The following is a 14,393-nucleotide window of genomic DNA, read 5'->3' on the forward strand; positions in this document are numbered from 1 at the left end:
ACCACACTCACGGCGTTGATCAGGTCCTACGACCTGGGCATCGACGGGCGGCGGGCCGGGCGTCAACGCGGTATCGATCGCCTCGCCACCGAAATCGTCGAGGGACTGCGCAAACCGCAACTGCGGCAACCGAAACCAGTGGAGCAAGCCATGCCCTGGCACTGCTGGCCATGCTCGACGCTGCCTGCCACGGCGCTGACGACCTGGAGCAGGCCGCGGCCGTGGAGTTCCGCAAGCACCCTGACTACGCCATCATAACGAGTTTTCCGGGATTGGCAGACCTCACAGGAGCTCGAATACTCGCCGAGATCGGCGACGACCGCACACGATTCGCCAATGCGCGAACGCTCAAGGCCTACGCCGGATCCGCACCGGTTACAAGGGCATCCGGCAAGACCATCTCCATCACCCATCGGCGGATCAAGAACGACCGCTTGGCTGCCGTCGGCTGGGTCTGGGCCACCACTCTGGTCGTACTGCCCAGACCGGGGCAACGGCACTACCGGCAGCACCGCGAGCACGGCGACCGCCACCACGCACCAGCGATCCGGCACCTATTCAACAAAGTGCTCGGACAACTCCACCACTGCCTGCAAACCCGCCAGACTTACGACCCAGCCAAAGCATTCGATGGGCCGTGCCCTGAGCCCCAAAAATCCACCGCCGCTTGACAGTTAAAGAAATCGGAGGTCTCCCGGTTTTCGTGCACACCCGGTTATCTGCCTCCAGCCGGCTGCCGGGAGCAGGTCGAATAGTAGTCGGCTTCGTACTCGACCGGTGGTCGGCGGCCGAGCCGGTGCATCAGCCGGGAGTTGTTGAACCAGCTGACCCATTCGTAGGTGAGTAGCTCGACATCAGCCAGTCGCTGCAAAGGGTCGCCTCGAAGCGGCGAATCGTCGCGGACCGCGTCGGTGTTATAGAGCCCGATCGTCGTCTCGGCCAGCGCGTGTCGAACGCATCCCCCACAGAGCCTATTGATGGACGAAGACGCGAAAGAATCAGTTTCTCACCGAATTTCACCGATTTGTATCTCTCAGGCCCCGGCGTCCGAATGATGAATCGTAGACCCGGTCCAGGCCCGCCTTTGGCAGCGCGCAACGCCGCGGCCTGCGGGATGGCCGATTCCACGAAAGCGGACTGTTTGCTGGTCGAGCATTCCCAGCCCACGATCCGCCCCGGCGTACGCGTCGATGACGAACGCGGTATCGACGAACCCGCCGCTGGCCAACCGCACGTAGGTGAATCGGCGACGACGAGCAAATTCGGGGCCGAAACCCAGAAGGTCCGGTCGACCAGATCCGCCGCACGCGACCTGGCCGGACCGGCCTCGGTAGTACGAATCGCTTTGCGCCGCACCACACCCTTCCACGAGTTGACCCGCAGCAACCGCCCCACAGTGCATCTGGCGACCGGAACGCCCTCCTGTTGGAGGTGGCCCCACATCTTCTCCGCACCGTAGAGCGATTCGGGTTTGCGACGGCCGTTCTCGTCGGGTTCGTAGTAGCCCGGCCAGGATCTCGGTAATTGCGGTGTCCCACAACCGGCGTTTCGACGGCGACCCCGACAGCCAGGCATAGAAGGTTCTCGAGGCAATCTTGACGCCGTGCGCGCATAGCGCACGACAGATCGGAGCGACCCCGAACCGAGCCCTATGCTCGGCGATGAGCACGCAAACTAACGGTGTCGCGGGTCGCTCTCCTGCACGAAGAAACTCGTTGCCGCCTTGAGGATTTCGATCGTCTGCTCAAGCTCGGCGTTCTTACGCTTCAACTCGCGGATCTCGCGCGCCGCATCCGTCGAGACCCCCTCGGTCTCACCAGCGTCGATCGCGGGCTGACGCACCCATTTGCGCAGCGTCTCCGCAGTCATCCCCAACCGGGCCGAGACCGCCTTCATCACCGCCCACTCAATGGCGTAGTCATCACGGTGATCAACGACCAGCCACACAGCCGTTAGATCGTCGTTATCGATAGGCCGAGCTGTACGAAGAACATTTGGAAAGGAAAGATCCCGATCCCCGAAAGCCTGGCAGTTCGGGACTCGTCGCTACCGAAACCGCGCGACTTCGAAAGTTGTTCGCTGGAATGTGCAGGCGAAGCTCAAGCCCGCTCATTTTGTGCTTGTTCCACGACCCACGCCGCGATCTGGGCTCGTGAGTTGAATGCCAGCTTGGTGAGAATGTGTTCTACATGGGCATGCACAGTTCGTTGCGATATCACGAGCTTATCGGCGATAGCCTTGTTGGTCATTCCTTGGGAGACCAGGTCAGCAACCTGCCTCTCACGTTTGGTCAGGCTCGTCGTACGACCAGTGGGCGGTGATGTCGACGGGGCGTGCTCGCCGAGGGCATAGGCGACGGCTTCCTGGAAGCCCATAGCCACACCTTTTCGGAGCGCGGCGTCGAATGCTCGCTTACCGAGTGCGTGGCGGGTCTGCTGCTCGTATTTCTCGTGGTGTACGACCAGGTTCTGGAACAGTACCGAGGAGCTCCCAACCGACCGGCCCAGCGCTTCGGCGGTACCGAGTAGAACAGCAGCGCGTTGCGTGTCGCCCTGGTCGGCTGCGACCCATGCGTATGCCTCCAAAGTCACCGCGGCAGTTAGCGGTTCGTCCAGTAAGCGGGTCAGCCGCAGACAGTTTTCCAGTAACCGAGCCGCTAGCGCGCAATCACCTTCCTGCCAGACCGCCACCCCCATAGCCCATAGAGAGTACGACCGAAAAACCGATTCCCCATGAGCTTCGGTAATATCCAGCACCTGTCGATGGCAGGTGATGGCCCGAGAGGCATCTCCCTGCAATTCATATGCGAGCCCAAGCATGACCAGAATCCACACCCGGTCCAACAGGTCAGCGCGGGCGGACAGGTCGCCGCGAGCGCCGAACACCGCGAGAGCTTGCTCCAGGCGCGTGCAAGCGAGGGAATTATCGCCGCTGTAGAGGGCCAAGAGCCCCTCGGCGTGGGCAACGCGCGCGTCGACCCGTGGGTCCATCACCTGCTCGGCCACGGCCTGCGCCTCCTCGACCCTGGCGGCTCCTGACGTGATCGCGCCCTGTAGTTCGGCCAGCACGCTGTCTGCGTACAGCGCATCGACCTGTGCTGCGCTCGGCTGCCCCGGCTGGTAGGCCAGGGCGCGGTCGAGCCAGTGCCGTCCCTCGCCGAGCAGGCCTTGTGAGAGCCAGAACTGGAACAAGGCGGCGGAGATTCGCAATCCTGCAGTGGGGTCATCGCTGAGTCCGGACAGACAGAACTCCATTGCTTCGTGCAAGTTCGGTCGTTCCCGCTCCAGTCGGGCGATCCACTCCCGTTGCTGAGGGCCTATCCACTCGGCTTCCGCTTGTAACACCAACCGCTGGTACCAATCCTGATGCCGATGTCGGAGTTCCGGATGCTCGCCGGACTGCTCGGACTTCTCCCGGCCGTAGTCCCGCAGCGTCTCGAGCATCCGGAACCGCACCACCGGGCCTACGCCCTCCCGGATCAGGATCGACTTGTCGACCAGTGAGGCCACCACGTCGAGCAACTCTTCCGGAGTCAAATCCGTGGCGCAGATGCCCTCGGCCGCGTCCAGTTCGAAACTGCCTGCGAACACCGACAGCCGGGCCCATACCTGTTGTTCTCGCTGCGTGCACAGATCGTGGCTCCAGTCGATGGACAGCCGCAGTGTCTGCTGGCGTGTCGGCGCCGTGCGGTTGCCCAAGGTAAGCAATGTGTACCGGTCGGCGAGCCGCTCAAGAATCTGTTCAGGGGACATCGCCCGTAATCGTGCTGCCGCCAATTCGATCGCCAGGGGTAGGCCGTCGACCTGTCGGCAGATTCGCGACACAGTGACCCGATTCTGCTCGGTGAGCTCGAACCCCGGCAGTGCGGCGGCCGCCCGCTGCACGAACAATGTCACGGCGTCGTAGCGGGGCAGCGCACGTAGAGTTGGCGCACGGTCCAGGTCGGGGACGGTCAGCGGCGGCACGTGCAGTACCGCTTCCCCACCGACGGCAAGGGGTTCGCGGCTAGTGGTCAGGATCCGCAGCTCTGGACAATTGCGGAGCAGCAACTGCGCCAGCGCAGCGGCCGCATCCACGACTTGCTCGCAGTTGTCGAGTACGAGCAGCGAGTTCCGGGGGGCGAGGAAGTCCGCCACCACGTCGTCGAGTCGGCATGCAGCCCAGTCTCGTATTCCGAGGGCGGCGGCTACCGTGTCCACTATAAGCGACCCGTCCTGCAACTTGCCCAGTTCGACCCACCACACCCCGTCGGCAAATCTCTTCCGGACATCGGTAGCAACCTGCAGCGCAAGACGAGTCTTGCCGACACCACCAATACCGGTCAACGTCACGAGCCGGGAGACCGACAACAGACTCTTCGCCTCGGTCAGCTCGTTACGGCGACCAACGAAACTCGTCAGTGTGAGAGGAAGGTTGTCCGGCGAGGTTAGGCTGACAGGCACCGTCGATAGCTTGGGCGCAGCCGCGATGGCCTCCGCGCGCCTTGGACGGGACGGCACCGCACCCAGATCGCGCTGCGTGGCACCCACTGTGCCAAGCAGGGCCATTTCGTCGACCGAGAAACAATGGTCACGTTGGAGCCGACGAAGTTCGTCACCGAACTCTGCGGCGGTGGCGGGCCGCTCGAGCGGATCTGGGGCCATGGCTCGTTCGATGACCGCGCTCACATCGTCGGGAATTCCCTGTTCACGCAAGTTCGGGATCGGCTGGGTAGTGATCCGCAGAAACTGGGCGACGATGTCCTCACCGCTGCGCCGCTCGAATGCGGCGTGTCCGGTGACAGCGCAGAACACGGTAGCGCCGAGACTGTAGATGTCCGAGGCGGGGCTGGGTGGCTCGCCGCTGAGCACTTCGGGGGCGGTGAAGGCCGGTGAGCCGGTGACGGCGCCGGCACCGGTCTCGAAGGCCCCCGAAACATGGGCTATGCCGAAATCGCTCAGTGCAGGTTCGCCGTAATCGGTGAGCAGGATGTTCGCGGGTTTCACGTCCCTGTGCAGGATGCCGATCCGGTGTGCGGTCTCTACCGCCGCCGCCATCTTGACCCCGAGGCGGAGCGCATCCGTCAACGACAGCGGCCCGAGGTGGCGAATCCGTGCATCGAGGGAGTCCTGCTCGTGGAACGGCATTACGATGTAGGGGCGGCCGCTGTCGGTGACACCGACGTGCAAAGCATTAACTATGTTCGGGTGTCCGGTGAGCCTGCCCATCGCCAGCTGTTCTCTCACGAACCGGGCGCGGTTCGTTTCGTCGAAGCTGGCGGTGAGGACCTTCACCGCTACGGTGCGATCCAATGAACGCTGTCGACAACGGTAGACAACGCCGAATCCTCCGCGGCCAATCTCGTGGGCGTCCTCTAGCCCGGCCGCACTCAACTCCGCCGTGACCGCTTCGGCCGCGCGCTGCGTATCGCGCGGATCAGTTTCAACCATACGAGTGGCCACACGCCGTCAGTCCGACGGGAGCGGGAACACGGTCCGGACGGTCTACCTGTCGAGGATGCAACATGCCGATCACCTGAGGATATCTTGCCATAAGGATATCTTTGGCAACTGCGCGCTTCACGGATTATCACCCAGGCCCGGATATGGGTACGCGAACGCGGCAAGTCGGGCTGGAATGCCTTCGGCTCGGCGGAACTTGATCGACAGCTACGAAGCCGATGCGCGACAGGTCGCCGTAATGACACGGGCTGCCGAAGCTCAATACTACCAAGCGAGCGCTGATCGAAACCGATACCTCGGAAGCCGACGCGATCGTTTGTCGAGCTGTACCGCTACTGCGGCACTCAGTCAGCGACTTCCTCTACCAATTGCTTTACCCGATAGTCCACCATCCAGCGCATGACCAGCGCCGTCGTCGTCCTTTTGACACCCTTGATACCAAGGATGTCTCCGGCAACCCTGTAGAGATCGTCCGCGTCGCGCGCAACCACCTGGATGAGCAGGTCCGCTATGCCACTGAGTCCCACTACCTCGAGCACCTCTGGGATGCCCTCGAGCGCCACGCCGACGCCAGCCAATTTTCGCTGAGTGACATTGGTCAAGATGTACGCCTGCAGCGGATACCCCAGAATCGCCGGATCGATTCGGCGCTCAAAGGCGAGCAGAGCACCAGACCGATCGAACTTGGACAACCTTGCTTGCACAGTGTTGCGGGACAACTTCGTGCGCTCAGCAAGCGCAATCGTGGTGGCGCGCGGCGCTTCGGCCAGCGCCAGCAACAACCGAGCGTCGATTTCGTCGGCCTTGTGTGTTGTTGTCATATCGCTCACCATCCTCTCTTCCGGGACCCTGCTCGCGTGCAGTTTGATCAATCTCGGCCGCGGGGATTGCGCAGTCCCGAATGCCTGATGCACTGTTATAACAGTAACTCGGATCGAAGCCGGACGAACACCAGATCGGGTTCCCACCGCGCCGCTCCGTCATAGTTCGACCGCACTCACAAGTTCCGGCCGAACGGCTGTATCAGAACTCCCGCCGCAGTTCCCTGCTGCGCCGCCCAGCTTTACGTATGCAAGGAGAGGCCAATGAACTCCGCCCCCGCCACGCCGGACATCAACGCTGTGGCGTCCACCGTCGACGGCAGCTGGGATCTCGACTTGCTCGAAGCGATTCAGCAGCGCGTGCTGTGGCTGTCCACCTCGATCATCCATCACGCCAACCGCATTCGGCCCAACCCGACTGGACTGAAAGTCGGCGGCCATCAAGCGTCGTGTGCCTCCATGGTTTCGATCATGACTGCGCTGTGGTTCGAACAGCTGCGCCCAAACGATCGAGTGTCGGTAAAACCGCATGCCTCACCGGTGCTACACAGCATCAACTATCTGCTCGGCGAACTCGACGAAGCATATCTGACGACGTTGCGGGAATTCGGCGGCCTGCAGTCTTACCCGAGCCGATCGAAAGATCCCGACACCGTGGATTACTCCACCGGGTCGGTCGGCATTGGGGCAACGGCGCCGATCTGGGGTGCGATGGCCCGCCGCTACGTCGACAGCCATGTGGGCGGGGCCGGCACAGGCCGTCAATACTCGCTTGTCGGCGATGCCGAACTCGATGAGGGCGCGGTCTGGGAAGCCATCCTGGACCCCGGCGTCGCCGATCTGGGCGAAGTGGTGTGGATCGTCGACCTGAACCGCCAGTCTCTGGATCGTGTGGTGCCCAATATCGCGGCACGCCGGCTCGAGAAGATGTTCGATGCCGCCGGCTGGCAGGTCATCACCGTCAAATTCGGCCGTCTGCTGGAGTCACTGTTCGCCGAGCCCGGCGGCGATGCACTGCGCATGCGAATTCTGGAGATGGCCAATCCAGAGTATCAGCGGCTACTGCGGTGCAGCGCCGACGAGGTCCGCATCCGACTCCCCGGCATCGGCGCAGGTAGCGAGCAGATCGCCGCGCTGATCGCCACACTCGACGACCGGACCCTCACTGCAGCGATCCGAAACCTGGGCGGTCATGACCTGCCAGCGTTGATCGAGGCCTATCGGCAGATCGACGACACCCGCCCAACCGTGATCATCGCCTACACGATCAAGGGCTACGGCCTGCCCACCGAAGGACACCCCCAGAACCACTCCGCTCTGCTTAGCATCGAGGAGTACGCGGGGTTTGCCGCGGACCTCGGAATGGACCCACAACAGCCGTGGGGACGATTCCCCGACACCAGCGCACTGGCTGGCGTTTGCGCCTCGACAGCCGCCCGACTGCGCCGTGATCGGATTCCTGCACTGCCGTCCATCGCGTTTCCCACCGACTTTGGCCGCACGCCCAAAGGTACTTCCACCACGCAAGCCGCGCTCGGGCGTGCTCTGCTGGATCTAACTCGCGAGGCGCCTGATGCTGCGCAGCGTGTCGTGACCGTCAGCCCCGACGTCAGCTCGACCACCAACCTCGGCGGCTGGGTGAACAAGGTCGGCGTCTGGTCCGCCGACGAACGTCACAATTGGTTCGCCGACGATGCCGAAACAATTATGCACTGGAACGAACGGCCTACGGGCCAGCATATGGAGCTGGGTATCGCCGAGACCAATCTCGTCGGCTTGATCGGCGAGCTCGGCACGACTTGGAGCCGCTGGGGGCAGCCATTGTTTCCGATCGGGGTGCTCTACGACCCCTTCGTCGAGCGCGCGCTCGAGCCCTGGTCCTACGGCATTTATGCCGGTGGACAGTCGATCCTTGTTGGCACCCCCTCCGGCGTTACGCTCGCTTCCGAGGGCGGGGCACACCAATCGATCAAAACCCCTTCGATCGGCCTCGAACAGCCCGGCTGCGTCAGCTACGAACTTGCCTTCGCACTCGACGTCGAGTGGGCTCTGCTCGCATCTCTGGCACGACTGGGACGGCCCGACGGAATGTCAGCCTATCTGCGATTGTCGACCCGACCCGTCGATCAAACACTTGCCGCGGTCCCGTCGGATCCAGCCGCCCGGGAGCGGCGGAGGCGGCAAGTCATCGCGGGCGGGTACCCGCTGATTCGTCGAAAGGGCGCTGTCGTCACCATCGTCGGATCCGGAGCCGTGATGACCGAAGCGCTCGCGGCAGGAACTCGGCTCGAACAGGCCGGTGTGCCCGCTGACATCGTGTGCGTCACGAGTCCCGGACTGTTGTTCGCGGCAGTACAGGCCAGGCAAGGACACCGTCCGGGGGAGAGTTGGATCTTGGAACAGGTCTTTCCCGCTGATCGTGCAACTCCGATGGTCACCGTGCTCGACGGTCATCCCCACACCCTGGCATTCCTCGCCGGAATCAATCAGGTGCGCAGCACAGCACTCGGTGTGAGCAAGTTCGGTCAGGTCGGCTCCCTCGAGGACGTATATCGCTACCACGACATCGACACAGACAGCATCGTGCGAGCGGCTCTCGACATCCTTCCCTGATCCAGACGCAGCGAATACAAGGAGCAGACCAGCGCCATGGCGATCGAACAGACGGTGGGCCAGACGACGGTGCACATAACCAGCCGCAAACCGGCATCCTTGACACCGGGGCCGTGGTGGAGCGAGTTGTTCCGAAGCGCCGAAACGGCGAACTCGACCTCCGGGTGCGTTCGATCGCCTACCTATCGATCTCTTACGACCACCGCATTGTGGGCGGCGCCGACGCTGACCGCTTCCTCACCACAATCAAAAACAAGCTCGAGCACGGCTTCACTACGGCCGACATGGCCTGAAGGTCCAGCGTGCAATCGAAGGAGGCCCGATGAATTCGACCGAAGTTGCCATGTTGGAATTCGCTGCCAAGTGGTACCGATTCGGTGGAGGTGACGAGTACATACTCCCGGAATTCGGCATCACCCCCCGGGTCTTCTGTGAAAGAGTCCTGTGGCTGTTAGAGACAACAAACAGCACCGTCGACCCCAAGAACCGAAACAGGCTGCGCGAATTCTGCACGGACAAGCTCGCACGCCCGCTGAGAGCTCGACGGAGCTCCGATCAGCCCACTGGCATCGTGCCGCCCCCCTCAAGATCCTTCGGCCAGATTCCGGTGCGGTAGTCGCACATCTGCCCCATCAACCAAGACCCGAGGACCCACCCTTGAGCAGCTCGATCTCTGGCCCACGGCAACTTTCCACGGCCAGCGCCCACCACTTCCATCCGACCGTCGGCACCGACTCCCCCCGGTCCGACCGACGATCAGCCCCGGAAACGGTAACCGGAGCCGAGTCGGTCGTGCGTACGCTCGAAAAACTGGAGGTCGATGTGGTATTCGGCCTCCCCGGCGGTGCGATCCTGCCTGTATACGACCCTCTGCTTGAGTCCCAGCAGGTCCGCCATATCCTCGTCCGCCACGAGCAAGGCGCCGGGCACGCTGCGACCGGTTATGCCCAGGCCACCGGAAAAATCGGCGTCTGTATGGCCACCTCTGGCCCGGGCGCGACGAATTTGGTCACGCCGATTGCCGACGCCCATATGGACTCGGTGCCTTTGGTGGCGATCACCGGCCAAGTCGGTCGCGGCCTAATCGGCACCGATGCATTCCAAGAGGCTGACATCTCCGGCATCACCATGCCGATCACCAAGCACACCTTCCTCGTCACGGACGCACACGACATCCCACGGACCCTCGCCGAGGCGTTCCACATCGCTGGCACCGGCCGCCCCGGCGCCGTCGTCGTCGACATCCCCAAAGACGTCCTCCAAGCTCGAACCACCTTCACCTGGCCGCCGAGCCTGAAGCTGCCGGGATACAGTCCGATCGTCAACCCGCATCCGAAACAGATCCGGGCCGCTGCCCGGCTCATCGCCGAGGCTGAACGGCCGGTCCTTTACGTCGGGGGCGGGGTGATCAAGGCAGAGGCCTCGCGCGAGTTGTTCTCATTCGCCGAAATGACTGGAATCCCAGTCGTGACTACCCTGATGGCCCGAGGCGCATTTCCCGACAGCCACCACCTGCACTACGGCATGCCCGGCATGCACGGCACCGTCGCTGCGGTAACCGCCCTGCAGAAAAGTGATCTTCTCATTGTCCTCGGGGCTCGCTTCGATGACCGGGTAACCGGAGAAGCCGCATCCTTCGCCCCTAATGCCCGCGTTGTCCACGTCGATATAGACCCCGCGGAGATTGGCAAGAATCGGTCCGTCGACGTGCCGATCGTCGGCGATTGCAAACAAGCACTGACAGCGCTCATCTCGGTTCTGCAAGTAGCGCGCATCGACGCGCCGCCACCCGATCTCTCCGAGTGGACCACCTATCTCGACCGTATGCGGACGACCTACCCGCTCAGCTACGACAAGCCCGCGGACGGGGCGCTGTCACCGGAGTTCGTTATCGAGGCACTCGGGCGAGCAGCAGGACCGGCGACCATTTTCACCTCCGGCGTCGGTCAACACCAGATGTGGGCAGCTCACTACATCAACTACGAATACCCCCGCACCTGGTTGAACTCCGGCGGACTCGGAACAATGGGCTACGCGATACCTGCTGCCCTTGGCGCCAAAATCGGTGCCCCAGACCGAGAAGTGTGGGCGATCGATGGTGACGGCTGCTTCCAGATGACCAACCAGGAACTGGCAACAGCAGCAATCGAGGGCATCCCGATCAAGGTCGCGCTTATCAACAACGGCAATCTCGGGATGGTTAGACAACTCCAGGAAATCCATTACGGCGGTCGATACTCGAATGTCGATCTCGCCACGCATTCACGCCGAATCCCCGACTTCGTATTGCTGTCCGAGGCACTCGGCTGTACAGCAATACGGTGTGAGCGCGAAGAAGATGTTGCCGCTGCCATCGCCCAGGCTCGTGCGATCAACGACCGCCCAGTAGTGATCGACTTCGTGGTCGGCGATGACGCGCTTGTGTGGCCGATGATCGCCGCTGGGGCGAGCAACGATCACATCATGGGCGCCCGCGGTATCCGGCCCCTGTTCGACGACGCAGCCGCTCCTGACTGACAGCTCGTTGGCCAGCAGACGCGCAGCCAAGCCCTAGGACCGCGTCGCTAGCGGACTTCCGGTCCGCAACCGCGCGGACTTCGGGTCTCGCAAGTGCAGCGGGCAACCCAGTCGGTGATCACGCCATGCCGACTGTCACGGAACGCATTTCCTGGTCGGGATCGGGGTGCCCCGCAAGTGCTACGTCGAGACCTCGACACTCCCGTGTGGGCGCACTCAACCCACAATGGAACGGGGGCAGACCAGCGAAGACCGATCGAGCGACGCGTGAAGAGGATCTGTCAGATCGCTCGGTGCTGTCCCCGTGACCTGGGGTGGCCGTTCTCGACCTGGGGTCTGTCGAAGCTGGCAGATATGCTGCGGGGCAACGGGATCGCCGACATCAGCCGCGAAACGCTGCGCCGGATCTTGAAGGCCGGCGGGGTGTCGTGGCAGGCCACGAAGACCTGGAAAGCCAGCAACGATCCCGAGTTCGTGGAGAAGATGAACCGGGTCCTGGACCTCTACGACCACCCGCCCGCCGACGGCCGCGTGATCTGCGTGGACGAGTTCGGGCCGTTGAACCTGCAACCGCGCGCCGGTCGAGGCTGGGCGCAGGCCGGACGGCCGAAACGCCTTCGTGCACCTACCACCGCTATCACGGGGTCCGGCACATGTTCGGTGCCCTGGACCTTCGGACCGGGCAGTTGTACTACCGGATCCGTGACCGCAAACGCGCGATCGAGTTCCTGACATTCGTGAAATCGTTGCGAACCCGCCGGCCGGATGAGCGCCTGTATCTGATCTTGGACAACTACTCGGTCCACAAGCACCGTGAAGCGCGGGAATGGTGCGCCGCCAACGAGATCGAGTTGGTGTTCCCACCGACCTATTCGTCCTGCTTGAACAGGATCGAATGCGAGTTCGCGGCCTTGCGGTACTTCGCGCTCAACGGCACCGACCACCGCACCCACGCCGAGCAGGATGCGGCGATCGGTGACTACGTCCGCTGGCGCAACCAGCACACCCGACCAATCCGAGACTTCGCCGTCGGCTCGAAAATCCGCCGCCCAGACTACCTACCCAACGTTACGTGACGCGGCACTAGCCGCGATCACGCCCAGACTGGAGATGATCTTGTAGCTCCGTTGCGACACGATCGATCGCGTCGTAGTGAACGCTCCGAACTCTAGAACACCGACGACGTTGCCGCTGTGCAGAATTGGAATCTCGCCGCGAGCATCTCCTCATCGGCATTGGCCCCAACGTTGGTTCCACGGTCCACCCACAAACTTCCCGGCCCACAATTAAGCGCGTGTACGAGTCTGGCTGGACAGACCCAACACGAACGAGCGTGCATATGCGTTCTCGGCAGCGCCTAATATCTCGTTCAGGTAACGATTCAAGGCGACCCTGGATGCTGATTAGTTCGCGGACGAGTCATCAAACCCGGCGTGTAGGGCCCTCAATCGGCACTTATGGGCACCACCATCAGGTCTTCGCCGACGATGACCTTGCCTCGATAGCCGCGTCGTGCTTGCCCGGCCCATGTCTGGGGGTCGAGGTGTCCGCTCCAGTCGACGATGTGGGAGAGCACCAGCGTGCCAGCCCCAGCGCGTTGGGCGATCCCGCCGGTATCGGCGACCAGAGTGTGTGACTGGAGCATGTGGTTCTTCACTGCCGGGGGAAGTCCGACCGCGACCGGATCGCTGATGGCCTCATGAACCAGGACCTGGGTGGAATGAGCCAGCGTGACGAGGTTGTCGCTCGGGGTCGTGTCACCGGAGAAGGTGACCGATCCGTACTCGGTATCAAAGCGGTAGGCAAACGATGGGAAGACCGGCCCGTGTGGCACCAGGGTGGCGGTTACCCGCACCCGGTCGTCTTCCATGACTGGGAACGGCGCTACCACCGGTGCCCGGTCAACGTAGGTCGCACCAACGTTCGGCAGCGTGATCTCGTGGACCTGGGCGAGTTCGCGAATATCACGCATGCCGACATCACGTATGAGGACGTTGCTGTTGTAGGCGTAGGCGGCGTGACAGGCGTCGGTGAGCGCTGCGGTACCGGGAGTGGGGCCGGCGGGATTGATGATGACCGGCGCCGAGACATCGGCGAAGGCCGGAGCTAGTCCGTCAGCCGGGCCAGGACCGTAGACCGGCACCGGCGTGGGTATTTCGTCACCGTGAGGCATGGCGGTGATTCCGGCGAGCAGGAAGAAGTTGTAGTAGTCGGCGATGTGGTCGGCGTGCAGGTGGGTCAGGAAGATACCGCGCAGCGCGCCGTATTTGAGTCCGGCGCGCTGGTATTGGGTAACTGCTCCGCGCCCACAGTCGATCACATATGTGGCACCGTCCACCTCCAACGCCGTGCTGATCCCGGCACGGTCAGGCACCGGTGGCGGGCCCGCCTGGGTGCCCAGCAGAATCAGCCGAAATTTGGCCGTGCTGTCAACTGGTGGCCCGGCGGGGGGTCGAGAGCAGGAGGCCACAGCCCCGGGCGCGGCGAAGGCGACACCGGCCAACGCGCTGTGGCGCAGCAACGAGCGCCGCGATTGGCCTGCACTGGGTTGGTCGGCCTGGCCCAGTTGGCCGATCCCGGTGCCACAGCAGGCCGTGTTCGGTGATGGTGGCGGTGAGCTGGTCATGCGTCCTCCTCGGGCATGCTTCTGGACATGCCAGTTCGTGTGATCGTTTCGCAGCGGTGGGCCGGAGATGCGGGTGACGAGCGTCCCGGCTCGTGGGTGAGAGGCGCGGACATGGGGGCTGCTCGATCAAACGGACCCGCGAGGCCGGGCTCACCGAGCTCGAACCTTTCTACCGGGCTCAAGCAGGGCCACGAGGCTGCAAGCGTCGAGCTGACCATGGCCTACAGCGTCGGCTCGACCGAGGCGCAAAAACGAGGCTGATCAACGCGCTCAGGTACGAGAGCTACGAGCTCGAGGACTACGACCTTAGCAACGCGGATCGCTCCCACCGCTGTCGAAACGAGCCCTGCCAGCGAACGCATGCTGATCACCATC

General features: G+C 63.1%; 9 protein-coding genes and 2 pseudogenes. 7 read left to right on the forward strand and 4 right to left on the reverse strand.

The window, feature by feature from the left end:
• Both AC5WS7_RS40180 and AC5WS7_RS40185 read left to right on the forward strand, forming a co-directional pair.
• Nucleotides 1-258: hypothetical protein (locus AC5WS7_RS40180; protein ID WP_495959911.1), on the forward strand; the 258-nt coding region annotated here is incomplete at its 5' end.
• On the forward strand, nt 222-671 hold the full coding sequence (locus AC5WS7_RS40185) for a transposase (RefSeq protein ID WP_495959912.1): 450 nt from the start codon (nt 222-224) through the stop codon (nt 669-671). The genes AC5WS7_RS40180 and AC5WS7_RS40185, both read left to right, overlap by 37 nt.
• A 44-nt stretch (nt 672-715) precedes the next feature.
• On the opposite strand, the pseudogene AC5WS7_RS40190 reads toward AC5WS7_RS40185, so the two are convergent.
• The 3 genes and pseudogenes from AC5WS7_RS40190 to AC5WS7_RS40200 form a co-directional block, all read right to left on the reverse strand.
• Nucleotides 716-1,971: pseudogene (locus AC5WS7_RS40190) on the reverse strand (IS3 family transposase).
• Nucleotides 1,972-2,099: 128 nt separating this feature from the next.
• Nucleotides 2,100-5,429 carry a protein kinase domain-containing protein gene (locus AC5WS7_RS40195; RefSeq protein WP_495959913.1) on the reverse strand — a complete coding sequence of 1,110 codons (3,330 nt, stop codon included), beginning with the start codon at nt 5,427-5,429 and terminating at the stop codon, nt 2,100-2,102.
• Nucleotides 5,430-5,785: 356 nt separating this feature from the next.
• Nucleotides 5,786-6,262, reverse strand: coding sequence for an Lrp/AsnC family transcriptional regulator (locus AC5WS7_RS40200; RefSeq protein ID WP_495959914.1), 477 nt, complete (start codon nt 6,260-6,262; stop codon nt 5,786-5,788).
• Between the two features lie 264 nt (nt 6,263-6,526).
• Between AC5WS7_RS40200 and AC5WS7_RS40205 the strand changes: the two genes are divergently transcribed.
• The 5 genes and pseudogenes from AC5WS7_RS40205 (at nt 6,527) to AC5WS7_RS40225 (ending at nt 12,468) form a co-directional block, all read left to right on the forward strand.
• Complete coding sequence (locus AC5WS7_RS40205) at nt 6,527-8,875, forward strand: thiamine pyrophosphate-binding protein (protein ID WP_495959915.1); 2,349 nt, start codon at nt 6,527-6,529, stop codon at nt 8,873-8,875.
• Nucleotides 8,876-8,952: 77 nt separating this feature from the next.
• Nucleotides 8,953-9,168: pseudogene (locus AC5WS7_RS40210) on the forward strand (2-oxo acid dehydrogenase subunit E2); the annotation flags it as partial.
• A gap of 331 nt (nt 9,169-9,499) precedes the next feature.
• The gene (locus tag AC5WS7_RS40215; protein ID WP_495959919.1) at nt 9,500-11,392 is read left to right on the forward strand and encodes an acetolactate synthase large subunit; all 1,893 of its coding nucleotides are present in this window, start codon (nt 9,500-9,502) and stop codon (nt 11,390-11,392) included.
• Nucleotides 11,393-11,746: 354 nt separating this feature from the next.
• The gene (locus AC5WS7_RS40220; protein ID WP_495959916.1) at nt 11,747-12,124 is read left to right on the forward strand and encodes a hypothetical protein; all 378 of its coding nucleotides are present in this window, start codon (nt 11,747-11,749) and stop codon (nt 12,122-12,124) included.
• On the forward strand, nt 12,046-12,468 hold the full coding sequence (locus AC5WS7_RS40225; protein ID WP_495959917.1) for a transposase: 423 nt from the start codon (nt 12,046-12,048) through the stop codon (nt 12,466-12,468). Before AC5WS7_RS40220 ends, AC5WS7_RS40225 begins: the two co-directional genes overlap by 79 nt.
• A gap of 368 nt (nt 12,469-12,836) precedes the next feature.
• Here AC5WS7_RS40225 and AC5WS7_RS40230 read toward each other — a convergent pair whose 3' ends face one another.
• On the reverse strand, nt 12,837-14,018 hold the full coding sequence (locus AC5WS7_RS40230; protein WP_495959918.1) for an MBL fold metallo-hydrolase: 1,182 nt from the start codon (nt 14,016-14,018) through the stop codon (nt 12,837-12,839).
• Between the last annotated feature and the right edge of the window lie 375 nt (nt 14,019-14,393).

The organism is Nocardia sp. PLKS1-43, assembly GCF_059510335.1.

What these genes read in the sequence shown, in the direction of transcription:
- AC5WS7_RS40205 (WP_495959915.1), top strand. Translation starts at nt 6,527, where the DNA reads ATGAACTCCGCCCCCGCCACGCCGGACATCAACGCTGTGGCGTCCACC.
- AC5WS7_RS40195 (WP_495959913.1), bottom strand. Translation starts at nt 5,429, where the DNA reads ATGGTTGAAACTGATCCGCGCGATACGCAGCGCGCGGCCGAAGCGGTC.
- AC5WS7_RS40220 (WP_495959916.1), top strand. Translation starts at nt 11,747, where the DNA reads ATGCTGCGGGGCAACGGGATCGCCGACATCAGCCGCGAAACGCTGCGC.
- AC5WS7_RS40200 (WP_495959914.1), bottom strand. Translation starts at nt 6,262, where the DNA reads ATGACAACAACACACAAGGCCGACGAAATCGACGCTCGGTTGTTGCTG.
- AC5WS7_RS40230 (WP_495959918.1), bottom strand. Translation starts at nt 14,018, where the DNA reads ATGACCAGCTCACCGCCACCATCACCGAACACGGCCTGCTGTGGCACC.
- AC5WS7_RS40225 (WP_495959917.1), top strand. Translation starts at nt 12,046, where the DNA reads ATGTTCGGTGCCCTGGACCTTCGGACCGGGCAGTTGTACTACCGGATC.